Below are 19,318 nucleotides of genomic sequence, written 5' to 3' on the forward strand. Positions count from 1 at the left end.
CGGTCCACGGTTCCCAGTGCGCCGCCTCAACCCGGATCTGCCGGCTGCTGCTATGCTGCCCGCATGAAAATCCTGATCAAATGGCTGCTCAGCGCCGGTGCCCTGCTGGTCGTGGCCTATCTCTATGGCGGCGTGCAGGTCAACAGCTTCAGCTCGGCCATGATCGCGGCGCTGGTCATCGGCCTGCTCAACGCGGTGCTGCGGCCCATCCTCGTGGTGCTGACGCTGCCCGTGACCATCGTGACGGTCGGGCTGTTTCTCTTCGTGGTCAACGGACTGATGTTCTGGGCAGCCTCGGGCCTGCTCAGCGGCTTTCATGTCGCGGGCTTCTGGGCGGCCATGCTGGGCGCGCTCATCTACTCGCTGCTGGGCCTGGCCATCGAGTCACTTCTCGCGCGCCTGTTCCCTTAGCAGCTCCTCCACGGCACGCAGCCGCGTGTCCACGATGGAGGCTTCAATGAAATCCACCTTGGGCCCGCCCTTGCGGGCCAGTTCCTGCGCTGCCTTGAAGCGATCCACCGCGGCCGCATAGTCGTAGTGCGCGACCTGGGCCTCGGCCTCGGCGCGCAGGGCGCGCAGCTCCTGGCCCTGAGAGCGCTGAACCTGGGCCAGCAGTTGCCAGGCGCTGGCATCGCGCGGGTGGTCCGTCACCCAGGTCTGCAGCGGGCCTGCCATGCTGGCGGCGCCCTGCTCGCGCAGCAGGATCTGTGTGCGCATCAGCAGCTCGGGCCGGCGCACCGCGCGGCTTTCGACCACATTGACGGTGGCCAGACTGGGGCCGCTTTCCGTTGTCTTGGCGGGGATGGATTCCGTGGGATTGGCCTGGGCAGGCGCAGCTGCCGGCAGGTAGAGCGGTGGCAACGCCTGCAACGCGGCGCCGGGCTTGCCGGCCGTCAGCTCCAGTTCGGCCTGCAGCAGCCTGGCCTGCCGCTGGGCGCCGGCATCTGCGGCGGTTGCCACTTGAAGCCGCCCGGACATTTCCCGCGCTTCGGCCCAATCGCGCAATTGCACGGCGCTCAGCGTGGCGGCATATAGCTGCGCCACCTGCTGGGTTTGGGTTTGGCTGCCAAAGCTGGTGGAGCGCGGCTGCTCGGCCCACTGGCGCAGCACATCCACGCCGGGGCGCGACAGCACGCGGGCCCGTGCGGCCATCATCACGTGTTCCAGGGATGGTGCTGGCGCAGGCGCAACGCCACGCGGCAGGCGCGAATGCATGTCGGCCATGCGCTCCGTGGTCAGCGGATGGCTGCGCAGATAGGGCCAGCTGCCGTTGTCATTGAGCCGATTGGCCTGCTGCAGTTTGTCGAACATGGTGACAAAGCCCTGAGGCGCAAAGCCCGCAGGCGCCATCAAGCCATAACCCATGCGGTCGGCCTCGCGCTCCATGTCGCGAGAGAAGTTCAGCTGGTTCTGCACGGCCAGCGCCTGGCCGCCCATCATCATCGCCATGGCGGCATCGGGGCTGCGGCTGGCAGCCAGGGCGCCCAGGATCATCGATCCGATCATCAGCGGCGTCTGCTTGCCCTGCTGGGCAATGAGCCGCGCAATGTGGCGCTGCGTGACGTGGCTCAGCTCATGCGCCAGCACCGACGCCAGCTCGTCGCGCGTGCTGACCACGCCGATCAGTCCCAGGTGCACTCCCAGATAGCCGCCGGGCAGCGCAAAGGCGTTGACCGAGCGGTCCCGCCCCAGCAGGATCTCCCAGGCAAAGCGCTCTTCCAGCTCGTCCGACAGCTCGCCCCGCGTGCGCGCCGCATCGACCAGGTGCTGCCAGATGCCTTCCACATACTCCTGCAGTACCGCATCGTCGATGTAGTCCGGATCGCGGTACAGCGAGCGGATGATGCGGTCACCCAGGCGCCGCTCGTCACTGGTCGTCGTGGCTGCGCCGTCGCCCAGCGTGGGCAGGCGCAACTGGGCCTGTGCGGGTGCATGCGTTGCGATGGCGAGAGAGGCCGCCAGCAACTGCAGGCCGACGGCGATACGTGTCTTCAGGCGTGATGGGCGCATGGGCAGGTAAGAACCAAGGGGCCGGGCCCGTGCATAGTCACGGGGCGGTGAAACACCCCACTATGATGCCTCGGTTCGCCGAACGTTCACGGCAGGACTGACCAGCGTGTCAGGACTGCCGTAGACCGGTCCGTGCATTTTCAGGAGTTTCCATGTCTTCCCTCACCCATTTCGACGCCCAGGGCCAGGCCCACATGGTCGATGTCGGCGCCAAGCCGGCAACCCACCGCATCGCGGTTGCCGAAGGCCGTATCGTCATGCAGCCCGCCACACTGGCCATCATCCAGAGCGGCACGGCCAAGAAGGGTGACGTGCTTGGCATTGCGCGCATCGCCGGCATCATGGCCGCCAAGAAGACCAGTGACTTGATTCCGCTGTGCCATCCGCTGGCGTTGACGCGGGTGGCTGTGGAGTTTGATCTATTGCCAGATGTGTCCGCTGTCCGTTGTCTTGCAACCGTGGAAACGGTGGGGCCTACCGGGGTCGAGATGGAGGCCCTCACGGCAGTGCAGGTTGCCCTGCTCACGGTCTATGACATGTGCAAGGCAGTGGACAAGTTGATGGTGATGGAGGGAATGAGGGTGGTGGAGAAGCGGGGGGGAAAGTCGGGGAGTTTTGTGGCGTAACTAATCGGCCTTTTATTTCAGGCGTTTTCAGAATCCGTCGATAGGGGCAAAGGCTTTTACTTCGGCGGTTTGATTGTCTATCAAGGCCACCCAGCCAGTGCTGAGGAAGCTGGTGACAGGCAGCCATGCGAGTGCAGTTTCAGAAATCCCGCTATCGCGCACGGCTTTGTCGATCAATGTCTGTTGACTGGGGCGCTTGCTGCGCAGCGTGTCCAGCTTCTGAGCCCTTTTCAGCGCGTCTGGTTTGTTTTTTTCGTAAGGCTGCCACCAGTCGGGGCGCATTGACGGGTCAATTCCGCCCAGAGACATGTCCAGGCTGTCGATATACTCCTTGCTGTCACGGGGCGCTCGTGTACCGATGATGCGTGGGCCTGTCCAAGGCAGAGCATGCAGGCCACCTTGTTCCGGTCGGAGGCTCCTGTTGTCTACGTCAGCAACGGTGACCACCCGAAAACGGTCCACCTCAAATACGAGGTACACGGGTCGGGCTTGGCTGAGGGTATGCAGCCCATAGATCAGCGCAGCTAACTGGATGAGCGCGATCAGCCCCAGGTCCAGCATCAATTCACGCCGGTTTTTTTGAGGATTGAAGATTATGGCGGTCAATAGGGGGCCGCAAATTACATCCACGCCGATGATTAACCAGAGCAATTCACGGCCACCCGCCAAATCTCTATAAGGATAAGGAAACCACAGCCACAAAACTAGGCCTGTCACAACAGTGGCGATCGCCATGCTGGATAAAAAATGCAATGAAGCCGCACGAAAAGCGGCTGGCCCTCTGGGAAATAGAGTCATTTTCTTGTTGTGCGGCACATAAATAAAAAGGAGCGCCATGCGCCCCTTTTTTAGCAAGCATAAAAATATGCTTAATTATTAACGGCACTCTGCAGGTGCGAACTTTGCCAGAACATTAGTGACTGCTGGCCTAACATCAATACCGAGATTGCGTGCTGCGCTAGTTGCGGTAGTCGCAGTGGCAGAAATGCAGCCCCAATCAATCGCACCAGATTCTCCCGCACCCCATGCGGTAGCGAGTGGTACTGCTGGTGCTGCTGCATTACCAGTACGCATACGCGGGTACAGCAAAATGTCCACGCCTGTGCCCAAGCTACCAACCGTCGTTGCATTATATTTGATAGTAATGTGAGCATCTGCGTCGCCAGTAGCAGTAGAGCCGGCTTTATCAAACAGAACAGAGGCAACATACTTCGAATTTGCGCCCGTAGTGCCTGCTTGTTTGTTCCAGGTGTCAGTAAAGGACTGGTAATCAGCTAAGCTGGCGGCCCCATCTGTTGCCAGCATCTGACGTGCAGGCTGTGCCAGATTGAAACCTTCAGTAATACGCGAACGCACCGTGTAATCCTGATAAGCCGGCAGCGCAACGGCTGCCAAAATGCCGATGATCGCCACGACGATCATCAATTCGATCAAGGTAAAACCTTGCTGGATGGAACGCTTCATGAACTTCTCCTCATAGGGGGTTGATTGCATGCTCTATCGAGCAAGAGCCGTGCCAGTCGCGCCTTGAGGCCAAGGTTCGCGCATGTGTATTGTTTGGTTGCAAATTACACGGTTGATCGACATTCTCTGACAAATCGATCCAATTTTGCGTGACATTTTTGTCAAGGATGGTGAGCTTGCCAACGAAGCAACAGCGAGCCTTGTCAGTGGACCAAGAGGGTCCTTCACGCCACCAGGAACTGCATCTGCGTACCTGCCAGTTCCACCGTGTCGCCATGTTGCAGCGGCATGGCGCGGCGGCCGATTTCCTGGCCGTTGAGCTTGAGGCTGAGGGCGTCGCCTTCCAGCTGGGCCAGCACGAAGCCGTGGTGCTTCTGGGTGATGGAGGCCACGGCCACGCCGGGCTTGCCCAGCGTGGTGACGACTTTGACCAGTGGTACTTCGCGGCCGGCGGCGTTGCCGTTGAGCATGCGGATGGCGGCCTGGCGCGTGGCCAGTCCGGCCATGGAGGGGGGCAGGGTGTGGTCGAAGCCCGAGGGCGTTTCTTGGCTGAACTGCGAGGGCAGATCCGCTTCTGCCAAAGGCGCTGGGCGGGTGGCCTCGACTGCGGCGGCAATGGCGGCCAGGGCCGAGCGTGAGGACGCGCTGACCTGCTGTTGAACGAAGCGGATCTTGTACTTGCCGATGTCCAGCAGGTCGCCGTGGTTCAGGGTCTGGCGCAGTATGGGCTGGCCGTTGACATAGGTGCCGTTGGTGCTGCGCAGGTCTTCGATGATGACGGTGCCGTCGACGATGCTGAGAACGGCGTGCTCGCCGCTGACGGCGAGGTTGTCGATCACGATGTCGTTGTAGGGGCGGCGTCCCAGCGTGGTGCGCTCCTTGGCCAGCTGCACTTCCTTGATGACGGCGCCGTCGATGGAGATGACCAGGGTCGGCATGCTCAAAGTTCCTTTGTTATGCCCGGCTTGCACCATCCACTGGGCGATCCGGAGCTGGGGTGTATCTAAATATTATGTCTGCGGCCTGCGCGCGCCGAGGTCTGCCATGGTATTTGATACAGACTATGGATTGTCTTTTCCTGATTGTTGGATTTGCAATCATTTTTAACAATTGGAACCTGTGAGGGCGGTGCAGGCAAGCGCGTCCATCGGTTGGGATCTGCCGTCGATCGCTGTGTGGGGCTCAATCGAGGGAAGTGCTGGCTGCAGGGGGCGGGCTCGCCTGTATCTCGATCAGCGCCGCGCTGATGTTGTCGTTTCCGCCGGCTTCATTGGCGGCGGCGAGCAGCGAGGTCAGCAAGACGGGCAGCGGGCTGGATTGGGTGAACAGGGCGGCGATGGCTTGGTCATCGAGCATGTCGGTGAGGCCGTCGGAGCACAGCAGGATGCGGTCGCCGGGTTGCAGCGGCCACTCATTGAAATCGGGCGTGACGTCCGGCGTGACGCCCAGGGCCTGAGTGAGCAGGTGGCCCAGGCCGGATTGCCGGGCTTCGTGGTCCTGGATGCGGCCTGCGTCGATTTCTTCCTGGAGCCAGGTGTGGTCCCGGGTCAGGCGCAGCAGTTGACCCTCGCGCCAGCCGTAGGCCCGCGAGTCGCCAAGGTGGGCGAGCATCAGCAGGCCTGGCAGCAGGGCTGCGGCAATGATGGTGGTGCCCATGCCGCGGCAGCCCGGTGTTTCCCGGGCAGCCGTAAGAATGGCGGCGTTGGCCAGGTTCAAGGCATTGGCCAGTGACTGCTGCAATTCCTGGCGGGCTTGCGGAGTGTTGGCTGCCGGCGCCTCGGTGGTTACGCTTTGCAGTGCCACGGATACCAGGCTGATGGCCATGGCGCTGGCGACTTCGCCGGCGTTGTAGCCGCCCATGCCATCGGCCAGCACCGCAATGGGCCAGGGCTGGGCGTTGGGGTGGATGGTGACCGCATCCTCGTTGTTGTCACGGCGCCGGCCCACATCGGTGCGTGCAACCATGGCGCAGTACTGGGCAGGAGCTTGCTGCAGGGTGGGTTGGTCCGGGATTTTGGGGGCGCTGGGCATGGTGGCAAAGGACGGATTCGGCGGTGGTGCCATCAGTCCCTGGTGTGCAGATGCAATGGTGAAGACCGGTGCACAGCGTAAATGAAAACAGTGCGCGCAAGTGCCCGGAATGCGCGGGCGCAACGGCTCGTCAGCTTGACGCCACATCAAGATGGGTCCTCACAAAGCAAAAACGCACTGCCGGGGCAGTGCGTTCGTGATGCGGCGAAGGTGCTGCCTGCGGCAGCGTCAGGCCTGGGCTGCGTGCTTTGCGCCTGAGCGCGCCTGCAGGAACTTGCCAATGCCCACGACCAGCACGGCGCCGGCTGCGGCCGCCACATAGTGCAGCCAGGGGTGGCTGATGGCGTAGCCGTGCAGCAGGCGGTCGTTGACGATGGTTTCTCCGCCGACCCAGCCGATCAGGGCGGCGCCCAGCGTGATGATGACGGGGAAGCGCTCCATGAGCTTGATCATCAGCGTGGAGCCGAAGATCACTAGCGGGATGCTGATGGCCAGGCCCAGGATCAGCAGGACCATGTTGCCCTGCGCAGTGGCGGCCACGGCGATCACGTTGTCCAGGCTCATCACCAGATCGGCGATCAGGATGGTGCGGATGGCGACCATCATGCTGCCATGGCCCTTGGATTCGCCTTCATCATCTTCTTCGCCGGTCAGCAGCTGCAGGCCGATCCACAGCAGCAGGCAGCCGCCCACGATCTGCAGGAACGACAGCTCCAGCAGCTTTGCCGCGACCACGGTCAGGATGATCCGCAGCACCACGGCGGCGCCGGAGCCGAACATGACGGCTTTCTTTTGCTGTGCGGGAGGCAGCGAGCGTGCTGCGAGGGCGATGACGACGGCGTTGTCGCCAGACAGGATGATGTTGATCCAGACGATCTTCAACAGGCCGATCCAGAAATCGGCGCTTTGCAGGTATTCCATGGTTTCTCCGCTGTTATGAGTTGAAAAGCGCCAGGGCGGTAGCCTCTGGCGCTTTTTCTTTTTTGGAGTCGTCAGTGTAGGGCGGACTTGCCGCCTTACCGATTCGTAATTCTGCGTAATTTCTTCCTGGAGCGAACCCTGGATGTCACGCAGAACCGGTGCCGCTTAGATCAGGCCCTTGAGCAGGCGGCCCATTTCGGAGGGATTGCGGGTGATGACGAAACCGCACTCTTCCATGATGGCCAGCTTGGCGTCGGCCGTGTCGGCACCGCCGGAGATCAGCGCGCCGGCGTGGCCCATGCGCTTGCCGGGAGGGGCGGTGACACCAGCGATGAAGCCGACGATGGGCTTTTTCATGTTGTCCTTGCACCAGCGGGCAGCTTCGGCTTCGTCGGGACCGCCGATTTCGCCGATCATGATGACGGCGTCGGTGTCGGGATCGTCGTTGAAGGCCTTCATCACGTCGATGTGCTTGAGGCCGTTGATCGGGTCACCGCCGATGCCCACGGCCGACGACTGGCCAATGCCCAGTTCGGTCAGCTGAGCCACGGCTTCGTAGGTCAGCGTGCCGGAGCGGCTGACCACGCCGACGCGGCCCTTCTTGTGGATGTGGCCGGGCATGATGCCGATCTTGATCTCGTCGGGCGTGATCAGGCCGGGGCAGTTGGGGCCCAGCAGCAGGGTGCGCTTGCCGCCTGCAGCTTCCTTGGCGCGCATCTTGTTGCGCACTTCCAGCATGTCACGGACGGGGATGCCTTCGGTGATGCAGATGGCCAGGTCCAGGTCGGCTTCCACGGCTTCCCAGATCGCGGCGGCAGCGCCTGCGGGGGGAACGTAGATCACGGAGACCGTGGCGCCCGTGCCTTGTGCGGCTTCCTTGACGGAGGCGTAGATTGGCACGTCGAAGATCTTTTCGCCGGCCTTCTTGGGGTTCACACCGGCCACGAAGCAGTTCTTGCCGTTCGCGTACTCGATGCATTTTTCCGTGTGGAACTGGCCCGTCTTGCCCGTGATGCCTTGGGTGATGACCTTGGTGTCTTTATTGATGTAGATAGACATGGTGTGTTCTCCGGGCCTGCTTACTTGACGGCTTCGACGATCTTCGTGGCCGCTTCGGCCATGGTGTCGGCGCTGATGATGGGCAGGCCGGACTCGGCCAGCATCTTCTTGCCCAGTTCTTCGTTCGTGCCCTTCATGCGCACGACCAGGGGCACTTGCAGGTTCACGGCCTTGCAGGCAGTGATCACGCCGGTGGCGATGGTGTCGCACTTCATGATGCCGCCGAAGATGTTGACCAGAATGCCTTCGACCTTGGGGTTCTTCAGCATGATCTTGAAGGCTTCGGTGACCTTCTCGGGGGTGGCGCCGCCGCCCACGTCCAGGAAGTTGGCCGGCTCGCCGCCGAACAGCTTGATGGTGTCCATGGTGGCCATGGCCAAGCCGGCACCGTTGACCAGGCAGCCGATGTTGCCGTCCAGCGAGATGTAGGCCAGATCGAACTTGGAGGCTTCGACTTCGGCGGGATCTTCTTCGTCCAGGTCGCGCAGTGCCACGATTTCGGGCAGGCGGAACAGGGCGTTGGCGTCGAAGTTGAACTTGGCGTCCAGGGCAATGACATTGCCCTTGCTGTCACGGTTCAGGGGGTTGATCTCGACCAGCGAGGCATCCGTGTCCATGTAGCACTTGTAGAGCTTCTGGCAGATGTCGATGAACTGGGCAGTGGAGTCGGCAGGCATGCCGATGCCCTTGGCCAGCTCTTCGCCCTGGGCCTGGGTCAGACCGACCAGGGGATCGACGAAGATGGTGATGATCTTCTCGGGCGTGGAGTGGGCCACTTCCTCGATGTCCATGCCGCCTTCGCTCGAAGCGATGAAGGCCACCTTCTGCGTGGCGCGGTCGGTCACGCACGACAGGTAGTATTCCTTCTGGATGTCGGCGCCGTCTTCGATGTACAGGCGGCGGACCTTCTGGCCTTCGGGGCCGGTCTGGTGCGTGACCAACTGCATGCCCAGGATCTGGCCAGCCAGTGCCTTGACGTCGTCGATGCTCTTGGCAACCTTCACGCCGCCGCCCTTGCCGCGACCACCAGCGTGGATCTGGGCCTTCACGACCCACACGGGGCCGCCGAGCTTCTGGGCGGCCTCGACGGCCTCTTGCACTGTGAACGCAGGGATACCGCGAGGTACAGGCACACCAAACTGACGCAAGATGTCCTTGCCTTGGTATTCATGAATCTTCATGATGTCTCTCTCAAACAAATAGGGGGGGATTGACCCGGTAGCCCTGGGGTGCTGCCTCAAGGCGGAGTGACCTGGCAATCGCCGAATGTACCATGCTGCACTGCGCCATCCGACACGCCCCCATGCGCAGAATCCACAATTTCCTGCGGGCCAAGCAGCATGCCAGGAACTGTGCAATGCATTGATATGTCAGGGAAAAGACGGTTTCCCGACATTTCTTTCAGGCGCCACAGCTCTTTTGTCTTATAGAGGATCTGCAGACGGCCCTGCCCGCCGTTTGTAACAGGCGCATGTCAGCACGCCCTTGATCGCCACTGCCAACCGTTTTGCGACAACGGGCGCAGGGGGACCCGGTTTCGGTGAGAATCCGCAGCTGGAACGCGGCAATGGTGCCGCAGCGGCTCCAGGAGGGCCGCGCAGCAGGAGAAATACAGCGATGGCAAAAGTCTTTATCGATGGCGAAGCAGGCACGACAGGGCTGCAGATCCGTGAGCGTCTGGTCGATCTGTCCGGCGTGGAGCTGGTCAGCATTGCGCCCGAGCTGCGAAAGGATCCTGCTGCCAAGCGTGCGCTGATCGCCGGCGTGGACCTGGTCATCCTGTGCCTGCATGACGACGCTGCGCGCGAAACCGTGGCCATGGTCGACGCCATCGAGGCTGAGACCGGCCGTGCCATCAAGATCATCGATGCCTCCACCGCCCACCGCGTGGCGCCGGGCTGGGTCTACGGCTTTCCCGAGCTGCGCAAGGGCCAGCTGGACGCCGTCAAGGCTGCCACGCGCGTGGCCAACCCCGGCTGCTATGCCACGGGCGCCATCGCACTGCTGCACCCGCTGGTGGCGGCAGGCCTCATTCCAGCCGACTACCCGCTGAGCCTGCCCTCGGTGTCCGGCTACTCGGGCGGCGGCCGCAGCATGATCGAAGCCTACGAGGCCGGCACGGCCGCGCCTTACGAGGCCTATGCGCTGGGCCTGTCGCACAAGCACATTCCCGAAATCCTGCACTACACGGGCATGACGCGCCGCCCGGTCTTCATTCCTGCCGTGGGCAATTTCCGCCAGGGCATGCTGGTGCAACTGCCCCTGCATCTGGACCTGCTGCCGGGCGCGCCCAAGGCCGCCGATCTGCACGATGCGCTGGCCGCCCACTACGCGGCGACCAACACGCCCGAGCAATGGGTGTCGGTGCTGCCGCCCACCGAAGACATGAAGCTGGCTGCCGATACGCTGACCGACACGAACAAGCTGGAGTTGCGTGTATTCGCCAATGAGCAGTACCGCCAGGCCGTGCTGATCGCCCGTCTGGACAACCTGGGCAAGGGCGCCAGCGGCGCCGCCGTGCAGAACCTGCAGATCATGCTGGGCCTGTGAGGCCCCCCGCGCCCCCGTCCTTGCCGGGCCGGCGCGGTCCGGTCTGGGGCCATGTCCTGGCCCTGGCCGTGCTGTGTCTGCTGATCGTTGTGTTCGCCTGGAAGCTGCGGCCGGCATTGCCTTCCTCATCGCGCCTGCTGCTGAGTCCGCTGCTGGGCAATATGGAAGCCTGCCTGGTGCAGGACGGGCTGCGCGAGGGTTTTCCCAAGGAATTCCAGCAGGTGCCTGCCAGTTGCCTGGGCCCTCAGGGCTCGGCTGCGGAAATGGTGAAAGCCACGCTGCAGCGCTTGGACCGGCCGCAGGGCGAGGGGCTGGAGCTGGGCTATACGCTCAGCGTGCCTCTGCTGCGCTATGTGCAGTGGAACGGCCGGGCCTGGGAAGTCCGGGGCGAGGCGCTGGACCGCGTGGTGCGCACGGTGGCGCAGGCGCAGCGGCCCGTGGTGCTCTACCTGTTCGCCACGCATTTCGAGGTCCACTCCCAGGCCGAGGAGCGCCTGGCCGCCGATCCCGCCAATCTGGCCTGGACGCCCAAGGGACCGCTGCCGCTGGACACCTATCTGGGCGCGCGCATCTTCCCGTGGTCGGTTGCGCGGCAGGACAATGAAATCACGCGCGTGCGCAAGCTGGTGGTCGATGCCCTGGCCGAGCGCATGTGCGCTGCGGGCGATGCCGCCATGCATCCGCTGCGTGCGCTCACCGTGCTGGGCGAGACGCACCAGCTGTTCCCGGGTTTCGAGGCCGGCATGGGGTTCGCGGCCGAAGGCTATGCGGTCACCGACTACAGCCCTGCATCCGTGGCGGGCTTCCATGCATTCCTGCGCCAGCGCTATGGCGACATTGCGCGGCTCAATGCCCATCTGAAGTCGGAGTTCGCCAGCTTCGATGCGGTGGAGCCTCCGTCGCGCAACATCCGCAGCGAGCCGCTGCAGAACTTCTTCCAGCACATCGACAGCTATGCGGCTGGCACGGTCCCGGTGTCCGGCTGGGTCCACTCGCCCGACGCGAAGCTGCAAAAGCAACTGGCCGTGGCCGTCTTCGTGGACGGGCGCCCTTACTCGCACGCCCCCGTGCACATGCACCGCCAGGATGTGGCCCAGGCCAAGCCTGATTTCCTCACGCCCGATGTGGGCTGGCGTGCCGACATCCGCTATCCGGCGCTGGGCGAGGGCCTGCACCGCATCGACGTGGTGCTGCAGGCCGGCGGGCGCAGCCTGGGCCTGCTGGCCACGCGCCAGATCGCCGTGATGGACCGCCACCAGTGCGAGCCCAGGCCCCATGCCGCCGAGGCCTTGCCCGACTTCGGCAAGCTGCCCGATGGTGTGGAGTTCTGGGTGGACAGCCCGCAGGACCGGCTGGCGCTGTTCTACAACCCGCTGGTGACGGACTGGAACGATTTTCGCGAGCAGCAGGTGGCCGATTACATCCAGGGCTTTTCCGAGCACATCGGGCACGGCTGCCTGGGCCGGGTGCCTCGCTTTGCCCACCAGCTCAACCCCCATGCGAATCCGAGCTGGGACGCCAGCCGCTACGCCGTGGAGCGCAGCCTGCAACGCATGCCGGGGCTGTCCCTGGGTGTCAGCCTGTATGGCGAAGACACCTATGGGCCGCTGGTCGGCCAGATGCTGCGCCGCTATGGCCACACCGCCTATGGCGTGACGGAGTTCCATCCGCTGGTGGCACTGTCGCCGCAGCGGCTGGAGAAAGTGCTGACCATGCACCGCCGCCAGGGCGCGCGCTTCCTGTCCTTCTTCATGGAGGCGCGTCCCGAGGACGCGACCGGCACGCAGTCCAGCAACGAGTTCTCCTTCGATGCGGACAACCGCGCGCACGGCTCGGACGCGCTTTACCGCTCGCTGCGCCAGGTGCTGCAGCCGCACTGACCTGCCGCGCGCAGCCTTTTCCATGTCTTCAGCGCACAGCAGTTCCCCTGCAGCCGCAGGCCGGGCCACCGCCATCGGCCTGCTGGCCGTGGTGTGCTGGAGCTGCACCGTGGGCCTGATGCGCTCGGTGGCCGAGCCGCTGGGCGCCGTGGGCGGCGCTGCCATGCTCTATACGGTCAGCGCCCTGTGCGTGGCCGCCGTGCGCGGCCTGCCCAGGCCGTCGCAGTGGCGAACCATGCACCCGGCCTATTTCTGGGGCTGCGGGCTGCTGTTTGCGGTCTATGAAATCTGTCTGTCGCTGGCGATCGGTCTGGCGCAGGACCGCGCTCAGGCACTGGAGCTGGGGCTGATCAACTACCTGTGGCCCAGCCTGACCATCGTCTTGGCGGTGCTGCTGCGCCAGCAGCATGCGCGCTGGTGGCTGTGGCCCGGCGTGCTGCTGTGCCTGTGGGGGCTGACGCGCGTGCTGGGCGGCGAGTCCCTGCAGATGCATGACATGGCAGACCACATGCTGGCCAATCCGCTGGCCTATGGACTCGCCTTTGGCGCGGCCCTGCTGTGGCCCTGCTATTCGCTGGCTGCTCGGCGCTGGGGTGGGGGGCACAATGCCGTGGGGTTGTTCCTGATCTGGACTGCGCTGGCGCTGTGGATCAAGTGGTTGTGGCTGGGTGGCGAAGGCGGCATGCACTGGTCAGGCACCGTGGTGCTGCAGCTGCTGGCCGTGGGCGGGCTCACGGCCATGGGCTACAGCTGCTGGGAGCACGGCATACAGCACGGGCATCTGGCCGTGATGGCGGCGGCCTCGTACTTCACTCCCGTGTTCTCTGCCTTGCTGGCCAGTGCCTGGCTGCAGGTGCAGCCGGGCTGGGGCTTCTGGCAGGGCGTGGCGCTGGTGACCGTGGGGTCGCTGGTGTGCTGGGGCGCAACCCGGCGCGTGGATTAGTTGCCTTCGTCTGCAGCTCCGTCATCCCAGTCTTCGCTGCGCCCGCGCAGCACCTTGCTCGCTATTTCTCCGCCAAAGCCGCGCGCGGCCAGAAAGCGCATCTGCTTGAGGCGTTCCTGTGGGGTGGCCGGCGGTGTGCCGAAGCGCTGGCGCCATACGGCATGGGCGCGCTGCAGTTCGGTGGCGCGCAATTGTTCTGCGGCGGCGCGCACCAGGCCATCGTCCAGCCCCTTGCTGCGCAGCTCCTGCACCACGCGCGATGTGCCAAAGCGCGCGGCCTTGCGATGCAGCACGGACTCGGCCACGCGCTCGGCGCTGATGAAGCCGCGCTGCTCCAGCGCGTCGAGCATGGCGCCCAGGTCCTCGCCTTCCTCCACATGGGGGGCGAGCTTGCGTTCCAGCTCCAGCCGTGAATGTTCGCGCTGGCCCAGCAGCTTGAGCGCCCGGCCCTTGAGCGACAGCTTGGCGAATCCCATGCGGCAATGTCTCCTGAATCATCCCGAATAAAAAAGGCCCCCACGCTCCCCTTGCTGCGCAAGGTCCGCTGCCCCCCAAGGGGGCCGCTTTTTTGCCTTGGGGCGTCCCGGCGATAAAAAAGGCGCAGACGTGAGCCTGCGCCAAGATGGCAAACACAGTGTGCGCAGGCGCTGCGGCGCCTGCTGTGAGGGGTCTGGGCGCTCAGGCTTCGATCACGCCGTCCTTGTCGGCCTTGGCCTTGCCCGCCTTGGCAGCCTTGGCTTCGGGGGCATCGCCGCCGGCCGTGGGCAGCAGGGCAATGCCCAGGCTGTCGCGCACCTTGTTCTCGATCTCCACGGCCAGGCCGCTGTTCTCGCGCAGGAATTCGCGGGCGTTGTCGCGACCCTGGCCGATCTTTTCGCCGTTGTAGGCGTACCAGGCCCCCGACTTGTCGAGGATCTTGGCGTTGACGCCCATGTCCAGGATTTCACCTTCGCGCGAGATGCCTTCGCCGAAGAGGATGTCGAACTCGGCGGTCTTGAACGGGGGCGAGACCTTGTTCTTGACGACCTTGACTTTGGTTTCGTTGCCGATGGCTTCGTCGCCCTTCTTGATGGTGCCGGTGCGGCGGATGTCCAGGCGGACCGAAGCGTAGAACTTCAGCGCATTGCCGCCCGTGGTGGTTTCGGGGCTGCCGAACATCACGCCGATCTTCATGCGGATCTGGTTGATGAAGATGACCATGCAATTGGTCTTCTTGATGGTGGAGGTCAGCTTGCGCAGCGCCTGGCTCATCAGGCGGGCCTGCAGGCCGGGCAGCTGGTCGCCCATCTCGCCTTCGATTTCGGCGCGCGGTGTCAGTGCGGCCACCGAGTCCACGACGATCATGTCCACGGCGCCCGAGCGCACCAGGCTGTCCACGATTTCCAGGGCCTGCTCGCCGGTGTCGGGCTGGCTGATCAGCACTTCGTTGAGGTTCACGCCCAGCTTCTGGGCATAGCTGGTGTCCAGCGCGTGTTCTGCGTCGATGAAGGCGCAGGTGCCGCCCTGCTTTTGCATTTCGGCGATGACCTGCAGCGTCAGCGTGGTCTTGCCCGAGGATTCAGGGCCGTAGATCTCGATCACGCGGCCACGGGGCAGGCCGCCCACACCCAGGGCGATGTCCAGGCCCAGCGAGCCGGTGGAGACGACCTGGATGTCCTGGATGGCTTCGCCTTCACCCAGGCGCATGATCGTGCCCTTGCCGAACTGCTTTTCGATCTGGGCGAGTGCGGCCTGCAGGGCCTTGGCTTTTTCACTGTTGGCGGTGGTGACGGCGGTGTTCATGCGGACTCCTGGGTTGGGTATGGATTCAGCTCTGTATTTGCATTCAGGCTGGATGCTTGAACAGTAGTTTATGGGCTTGCTGTCTTGATTTGTTGGTGTTTTTGGTCAGTTTTCCTGACTTGTTGGATTTGCCTCCACAATGCATTCATGAGTGAGCTTTCCCCTGTCACGCCGCCCGCCGACGCCTGGCGCCAGACCCACCTGGGCCGCCTGCTCGGCCATGCCATGCGGCGGTTCGACGCGCGTGTGCTGCAGCTCATGGCGCGCGATGTGGAGGTGCCGCTGGCACTGTCCAACCTCGCTGCGCGCGACAAGGTGGGGGCGGCCCATATCCACATCACGCGGCATCTGTCGCTGGCTGGCGACCGGCTGACGGACCTGGCAGAGCGCGCAGGCATGACCAAGCAGTCCATGGGCGACCTGGTGACCCAGTGCGAGGCCTGGGGCCTGGTCACGCGCGAGAGCGACGAGCGCGATGCGCGCGCGCGCCGCATCCGCTTCACGCCAGCGGGCCTGGCCTGGCTGCAGGCTTTCCATGACGCCGTCTCCCAGGCCGAGGCCGAATTCCGCGAGGAAGTCGGCGACGACATCGCCACCGTGGTGGCGCTGGGGCTGGAGGCCTACGCGGGCGGCGGCTCACTCGGGTAAGGTCCCTGCCCGCGCTGCGGGGCGCATCCTAGAATCCTGGGAATTAAAGGCGCGCATTTCCAACTCCCAGAGCGCGCCTGCATTACAGGAGACATCCCCCATGCGCATTCTGATTGCCGAAGACGACCAGGTCCTGGCCGATGGCCTGCTGCGCAGCCTGCGCGGCTCGGGCGCCGTGGTCAGCCATGTGGCCAATGGCAGCGAGGCCGACACCGCGCTGATGACCAGCAGCGAATTCGATTTGCTGATCCTGGACCTGGGCCTGCCCAAGATGCACGGTCTCGAAGTGCTCAAGAAACTGCGCGGCCGCGGCGATGCGCTGCCGGTGCTCATCCTCACGGCGGCCGACAGCGTGGAGGAGCGCGTGCAGGGGCTGGACTACGGTGCCGACGACTACATGGCCAAGCCGTTTGCGCTGTCCGAGCTGGAGGCGCGCGTGCGCGCCCTCACGCGGCGCGGCATGGGCGGCGCCAGCAGCACCATCAAGCACGGCCCGCTGGTCTACGACCAGGCCGGCCGCGTGGCCACCATCGACGGCAAGATGGTCGAGCTGTCGGCGCGCGAGCTGGGCCTGCTGGAAGTGCTGCTGCAGCGGGCCGGCCGGCTGGTCAGCAAGGACCAGTTGGTCGAGCGCCTGTGCGAGTGGGGCGACGAAGTCAGCAACAACGCCATCGAGGTCTACATCCACCGGCTGCGCAAGAAGATAGAGCGCGGCCCCATCCGCATCGCCACCGTGCGCGGCCTGGGCTACTGCCTTGAGAAGATCGCGTCCTGAGGCCGCTGCCGTGGCTGTCAGGCCCGGGTTGGCTTGCCTGCGCATAGTGGTGGTTGCCGCGGGGCCGTGAACCCGTCGTAAGGGGCTGCCCGCCGATGAAAATCTTCCAGCGTGAACAGCGCTCCCTGTTCGGCGAGATCCTTGACTGGATGCTCACGCCGCTGCTGCTGCTGTGGCCCGTGAGCCTGGCGCTGACCTGGCTGGTGGCCCAGGGCCTGGCCAACAAACCCTTCGACCGCGCGCTGGAATACAACGCCCAGGCGCTGGCCCAACTGGTGATGGTGCAGCACGGCAAGGTGCTGTTCAACCTGCCGCAGTCGGCCAGCGAGATCCTGCGTGCCGACGAGTCGGACACCGTGTATTTCCAGGTGCTGGGCGTGAAGGGCGAATACCTGGCCGGCGAGCGCGACCTGCCGCCGCCGCCCGAACCCGACGAGGCTCTGACTGGCGCGACGCCTCCAGGCTTGCCGTCCGGCGGCACCGTGCAGTTGCGCGATGCGGAATTTCGCGGCATCGATCTGCGCGTGGCCCATGTCTGGGTGCGCATGCCCCTGCCGGGCGAACCGCAGGCCCTGGTCCAGGTGGCCGAGACGCGCGAAAAGCGCAGCGTGCTGGCCACGGAAATCATCAAGGGCGTGATGCTGCCGCAGTTCGTCATCCTGCCGCTGGCCGCGCTGCTGGTGTGGCTGGCGCTGGCGCGCGGCATCAAGCCGCTGCACCGGCTGGAGGAGCGCATCCGCGCGCGCCGGCCCGAGGACCTTTCGCCCATCAACCACAAGGACGTGCCGCTGGAAGTCGTGCCGCTGGTGGATTCGGTCAATGACCTGCTGGGCCGCCTGGGCGACTCGCTGGCCACGCAAAAGCGCTTCCTGGCCGACGCGGCCCACCAGCTCAAGACGCCGCTGGCCGGGCTGCGCATGCAGGCCGAACTGGCCCAGCGCGAAGGCGTGAGTACGGGCGAGCTGCGTCAGTCCCTGGCCCAGATCGCGCGCTCCAGCATCCGTGCCACGCACACCGTCAACCAGTTGCTGGCGCTGGCGCGTGCCGAGAGCGCGGGCCTGGGGCGGGGCCTGGCCATGCAGCCGTGCAACCTGGTGCGCATCGTCACCGACGTGGTGCGCGACTGCCTGCCGCGCGCCATGGACAAGCATGTGGACCTGGGCTATGACGGCGCCGAGTCCTCGGCCGCCGGCGTCTGGCTGCAGGGCAATGCCACGCTGCTGACCGAGCTGGTGCGCAACCTCGTGGACAACGCCATCAACTACACGCCTTCCACCAGCAGCCGGCCGGGCATGGTCACCGTGCGTGTGCTGGCCGATCCTTTTGGTCAGGTCCTGCTGCTGCAGGTGGAGGATTCGGGGCCGGGCGTGCCCGAGGCCGAGCGCGAGCTGGTGTTCCAGCCGTTCTACCGCGTGCTGGGCTCGGAGGCCGATGGCTCGGGCCTGGGCCTGCCCATCGTGCTGGAGATTGCGCGCCAGCATGGCGGGCAGGTGGTGCTGGAGGATGCGCATCCGGGCCAGCAGCCACCGGGCGCATGCTTCAGCGTGCGCTTCACGGCACTGCGCTCGCCGCCGCCGCCTAAGCCTGCGGCATAGGTGGCGCCTGACCGGCTGCCGCAGGGGCATCGGGGGCTACAGGGGCCATCGCCACCCGTCCCGGTGTCTGCGCCGCATGGTCCACCAACCAGTTGCGGAAGATGCCCAGCGTGCCATGGTTGGCACGGTCGGCCGGATAGCACAGCCAGTAGCCCAGGGCGCTCTGGTAGCCGTGCTGGGGCAGGGGCTCGTTCACCAGGCCGGCGGCAAGCTCGTCAAGCACCAGGCAGCGTGGCACCAGTGCGATGCCCATGCCCGCCATCACGGCGCGGATGATGGTCTGGAACTGGTCGAACTGCGGGCCCGCCAGCGGGCTGATGCCGTGGATGCCGTGGGCCTCGCTCCAGCGCGCCCAGGCGTCGGCAATGGTCACGTGGCGCAGCCGCGTGCAGCGCGCCACGTCCTGGGGCGTGGTGATGCGCGCCTCGGGGCCCGTGCCATGTGGCGGTGCGATCAGCGCCACCTGGCGGCCCACCAGATAGTGGGCGTGCGCGCCGCTCCAATGCCCGTCCCCGAACAAAATCGCGCAGTCCAGACCCGGACTGTCAAATTGGTAGCTGTGTACGTAGGGTACAAAGTGCAGCGTGATCTGTGGATAGCGCTGCTGAAACTGGGGCAGCCTGGGGATCAGCCACTTGGCCGCGAAAGTCGGCAGCGATGACAGGTGCAGCGCGCCTCGGCTGTCATCGCTGGTGATGAGTTCGAGGGTGGCCGCCTCCAACTGGCCCAGCAGGGCGCGCACGGCGCGCTCGTAGCGTTCGCCCGCAGGCGTCAGGCTCAAGCGCTTGCGCTCGCGTTCGAACAGCGGCACGCCCACCCACTTCTCCAGCTCCTGGATCTGCTTGCTGACTGCGCTTTGCGTCAAGTGCAAGGCTTCGGCCGCGCGCGAGACACCTCCGAAGCGCACCACGGTGGAGAAGGCGCGCAGCAGATGTATGGGCGGGTTGAGGCGGCGCAAACTCATGACAGGGATATGATGAAACTATTCCTGTTCGGAATATTAACAGGCACAGTATTTGCTTTTTTTGTGAGCA

General features: G+C 64.7%; 19 protein-coding genes and 1 pseudogene. 8 read left to right on the forward strand and 12 right to left on the reverse strand.

The annotated features are described in order from the left end of the window. Positions 1-63: 63 nt before the first annotated feature. Entirely contained in the window at positions 64-411 is a 348-nt protein-coding gene (locus ACN20X_RS04165; protein ID WP_012202791.1) for a phage holin family protein, read from the forward strand. On the opposite strand, the gene ACN20X_RS04170 is transcribed toward ACN20X_RS04165, so the two are convergent. After that, the gene (locus tag ACN20X_RS04170) at positions 385-2,010 is read right to left on the reverse strand and encodes a M48 family metalloprotease (RefSeq protein WP_473210310.1); all 1,626 of its coding nucleotides are present in this window, start codon (positions 2,008-2,010) and stop codon (positions 385-387) included. The two genes, ACN20X_RS04165 and ACN20X_RS04170, sit on opposite strands and share 27 nt — an antisense overlap. Positions 2,011-2,162: 152 nt before the next feature. Between ACN20X_RS04170 and moaC the strand changes: the two genes are divergently transcribed. Then, positions 2,163-2,636 carry a cyclic pyranopterin monophosphate synthase MoaC gene (moaC, locus tag ACN20X_RS04175; protein ID WP_016454242.1) on the forward strand — a complete coding sequence of 158 codons (474 nt, stop codon included), beginning with the start codon at positions 2,163-2,165 and terminating at the stop codon, positions 2,634-2,636. Positions 2,637-2,663: 27 nt separating this feature from the next. Here moaC and tfpZ read toward each other — a convergent pair whose 3' ends face one another. The 8 genes and pseudogenes from tfpZ to sucC all read right to left on the reverse strand — a co-directional run bounded on the left by tfpZ (position 2,664) and on the right by sucC (position 9,292). Further along, on the reverse strand, positions 2,664-3,473 hold the full coding sequence (tfpZ, locus tag ACN20X_RS04180) for a TfpX/TfpZ family type IV pilin accessory protein (protein WP_227469570.1): 810 nt from the start codon (positions 3,471-3,473) through the stop codon (positions 2,664-2,666). A 39-nt stretch (positions 3,474-3,512) separates the two neighbouring features. Continuing rightward, positions 3,513-3,941: a pilin gene (locus ACN20X_RS04185; RefSeq protein ID WP_473210801.1), complete on the reverse strand. Its 429-nt coding sequence runs from the start codon at positions 3,939-3,941 to the stop codon at positions 3,513-3,515. Between the two features lie 105 nt (positions 3,942-4,046). Beyond that, positions 4,047-4,130: pseudogene (locus ACN20X_RS04190) on the reverse strand (prepilin-type N-terminal cleavage/methylation domain-containing protein); the annotation flags it as partial. A gap of 194 nt (positions 4,131-4,324) precedes the next feature. Next, the gene (locus ACN20X_RS04195) at positions 4,325-5,038 is read right to left on the reverse strand and encodes an FHA domain-containing protein (RefSeq protein WP_016454239.1); all 714 of its coding nucleotides are present in this window, start codon (positions 5,036-5,038) and stop codon (positions 4,325-4,327) included. Between the two features lie 244 nt (positions 5,039-5,282). Beyond that, a complete protein-coding gene (locus ACN20X_RS04200; protein ID WP_034348263.1) occupies positions 5,283-6,065 on the reverse strand; it encodes a PP2C family protein-serine/threonine phosphatase in 783 nt (260 codons plus the stop codon). Between the two features lie 294 nt (positions 6,066-6,359). Next, on the reverse strand, positions 6,360-7,052 hold the full coding sequence (locus tag ACN20X_RS04205) for a TerC family protein (RefSeq protein ID WP_016449393.1): 693 nt from the start codon (positions 7,050-7,052) through the stop codon (positions 6,360-6,362). Between the two features lie 165 nt (positions 7,053-7,217). Next, positions 7,218-8,111, reverse strand: coding sequence for a succinate--CoA ligase subunit alpha (gene sucD / locus ACN20X_RS04210; protein ID WP_016449394.1), 894 nt, complete (start codon positions 8,109-8,111; stop codon positions 7,218-7,220). 20 nt (positions 8,112-8,131) lie between these two features. After that, complete coding sequence (gene sucC, locus ACN20X_RS04215) at positions 8,132-9,292, reverse strand: ADP-forming succinate--CoA ligase subunit beta (RefSeq protein WP_016449395.1); 1,161 nt, start codon at positions 9,290-9,292, stop codon at positions 8,132-8,134. A gap of 436 nt (positions 9,293-9,728) precedes the next feature. Here sucC and argC point away from each other — a divergent pair, with 436 nt between their 5' ends. The 3 genes from argC to yddG are packed head-to-tail and all read left to right on the forward strand — an operon-like array spanning position 9,729 to position 13,484. Next, entirely contained in the window at positions 9,729-10,661 is a 933-nt protein-coding gene (argC, locus tag ACN20X_RS04220; RefSeq protein ID WP_016454237.1) for an N-acetyl-gamma-glutamyl-phosphate reductase, read from the forward strand. After that, positions 10,658-12,541, forward strand: coding sequence for a hypothetical protein (locus ACN20X_RS04225; protein WP_016454236.1), 1,884 nt, complete (start codon positions 10,658-10,660; stop codon positions 12,539-12,541). The genes argC and ACN20X_RS04225 overlap by 4 nt, the downstream gene beginning before the upstream one ends. Before the next feature lie 22 nt (positions 12,542-12,563). Beyond that, the gene (gene yddG / locus ACN20X_RS04230) at positions 12,564-13,484 is read left to right on the forward strand and encodes an aromatic amino acid DMT transporter YddG (RefSeq protein ID WP_016449398.1); all 921 of its coding nucleotides are present in this window, start codon (positions 12,564-12,566) and stop codon (positions 13,482-13,484) included. On the opposite strand, the gene recX is transcribed toward yddG, so the two are convergent. Together recX and recA are read right to left on the reverse strand one after the other, a co-directional pair. Next, positions 13,481-13,960, reverse strand: coding sequence for a recombination regulator RecX (recX, locus tag ACN20X_RS04235; protein ID WP_016449399.1), 480 nt, complete (start codon positions 13,958-13,960; stop codon positions 13,481-13,483). The genes yddG and recX overlap by 4 nt on opposite strands. A gap of 202 nt (positions 13,961-14,162) precedes the next feature. Beyond that, a complete protein-coding gene (gene recA, locus ACN20X_RS04240) occupies positions 14,163-15,266 on the reverse strand; it encodes a recombinase RecA (protein ID WP_016454235.1) in 1,104 nt (367 codons plus the stop codon). 147 nt (positions 15,267-15,413) lie between these two features. On the opposite strand from recA, the gene ACN20X_RS04245 reads away from it, so the two are divergent. The 3 genes from ACN20X_RS04245 (at position 15,414) to ACN20X_RS04255 (ending at position 18,284) form a co-directional block, all read left to right on the forward strand. Beyond that, entirely contained in the window at positions 15,414-15,914 is a 501-nt protein-coding gene (locus ACN20X_RS04245; protein ID WP_017407164.1) for a MarR family winged helix-turn-helix transcriptional regulator, read from the forward strand. A gap of 100 nt (positions 15,915-16,014) precedes the next feature. Continuing rightward, entirely contained in the window at positions 16,015-16,689 is a 675-nt protein-coding gene (locus ACN20X_RS04250; RefSeq protein WP_012202808.1) for a response regulator, read from the forward strand. A gap of 95 nt (positions 16,690-16,784) precedes the next feature. Beyond that, positions 16,785-18,284: a sensor histidine kinase gene (locus tag ACN20X_RS04255; protein WP_016454233.1), complete on the forward strand. Its 1,500-nt coding sequence runs from the start codon at positions 16,785-16,787 to the stop codon at positions 18,282-18,284. Here ACN20X_RS04255 and ACN20X_RS04260 read toward each other — a convergent pair. Beyond that, the gene (locus ACN20X_RS04260) at positions 18,268-19,248 is read right to left on the reverse strand and encodes a LysR substrate-binding domain-containing protein (RefSeq protein WP_016454232.1); all 981 of its coding nucleotides are present in this window, start codon (positions 19,246-19,248) and stop codon (positions 18,268-18,270) included. The genes ACN20X_RS04255 and ACN20X_RS04260 overlap by 17 nt on opposite strands. Between the last annotated feature and the right edge of the window lie 70 nt (positions 19,249-19,318).

It is taken from the genome of Delftia sp. PX-1, assembly GCF_055797465.1.

What these genes read in the sequence shown, in the direction of transcription:
- ACN20X_RS04165 (WP_012202791.1), top strand. Translation starts at nt 64, where the DNA reads ATGAAAATCCTGATCAAATGGCTGCTCAGCGCCGGTGCCCTGCTGGTC.
- ACN20X_RS04170 (WP_473210310.1), bottom strand. Translation starts at nt 2,010, where the DNA reads ATGCGCCCATCACGCCTGAAGACACGTATCGCCGTCGGCCTGCAGTTG.
- moaC (WP_016454242.1), top strand. Translation starts at nt 2,163, where the DNA reads ATGTCTTCCCTCACCCATTTCGACGCCCAGGGCCAGGCCCACATGGTC.
- tfpZ (WP_227469570.1), bottom strand. Translation starts at nt 3,473, where the DNA reads ATGGCGCTCCTTTTTATTTATGTGCCGCACAACAAGAAAATGACTCTA.
- ACN20X_RS04185 (WP_473210801.1), bottom strand. Translation starts at nt 3,941, where the DNA reads ATGCTGGCAACAGATGGGGCCGCCAGCTTAGCTGATTACCAGTCCTTT.
- ACN20X_RS04195 (WP_016454239.1), bottom strand. Translation starts at nt 5,038, where the DNA reads ATGCCGACCCTGGTCATCTCCATCGACGGCGCCGTCATCAAGGAAGTG.
- ACN20X_RS04200 (WP_034348263.1), bottom strand. Translation starts at nt 6,065, where the DNA reads ATGGTTGCACGCACCGATGTGGGCCGGCGCCGTGACAACAACGAGGAT.
- ACN20X_RS04205 (WP_016449393.1), bottom strand. Translation starts at nt 7,052, where the DNA reads ATGGAATACCTGCAAAGCGCCGATTTCTGGATCGGCCTGTTGAAGATC.
- sucD (WP_016449394.1), bottom strand. Translation starts at nt 8,111, where the DNA reads ATGTCTATCTACATCAATAAAGACACCAAGGTCATCACCCAAGGCATC.
- sucC (WP_016449395.1), bottom strand. Translation starts at nt 9,292, where the DNA reads ATGAAGATTCATGAATACCAAGGCAAGGACATCTTGCGTCAGTTTGGT.
- argC (WP_016454237.1), top strand. Translation starts at nt 9,729, where the DNA reads ATGGCAAAAGTCTTTATCGATGGCGAAGCAGGCACGACAGGGCTGCAG.
- yddG (WP_016449398.1), top strand. Translation starts at nt 12,564, where the DNA reads ATGTCTTCAGCGCACAGCAGTTCCCCTGCAGCCGCAGGCCGGGCCACC.
- recX (WP_016449399.1), bottom strand. Translation starts at nt 13,960, where the DNA reads ATGGGATTCGCCAAGCTGTCGCTCAAGGGCCGGGCGCTCAAGCTGCTG.
- recA (WP_016454235.1), bottom strand. Translation starts at nt 15,266, where the DNA reads ATGAACACCGCCGTCACCACCGCCAACAGTGAAAAAGCCAAGGCCCTG.
- ACN20X_RS04245 (WP_017407164.1), top strand. Translation starts at nt 15,414, where the DNA reads ATGAGTGAGCTTTCCCCTGTCACGCCGCCCGCCGACGCCTGGCGCCAG.
- ACN20X_RS04250 (WP_012202808.1), top strand. Translation starts at nt 16,015, where the DNA reads ATGCGCATTCTGATTGCCGAAGACGACCAGGTCCTGGCCGATGGCCTG.
- ACN20X_RS04255 (WP_016454233.1), top strand. Translation starts at nt 16,785, where the DNA reads ATGAAAATCTTCCAGCGTGAACAGCGCTCCCTGTTCGGCGAGATCCTT.
- ACN20X_RS04260 (WP_016454232.1), bottom strand. Translation starts at nt 19,248, where the DNA reads ATGAGTTTGCGCCGCCTCAACCCGCCCATACATCTGCTGCGCGCCTTC.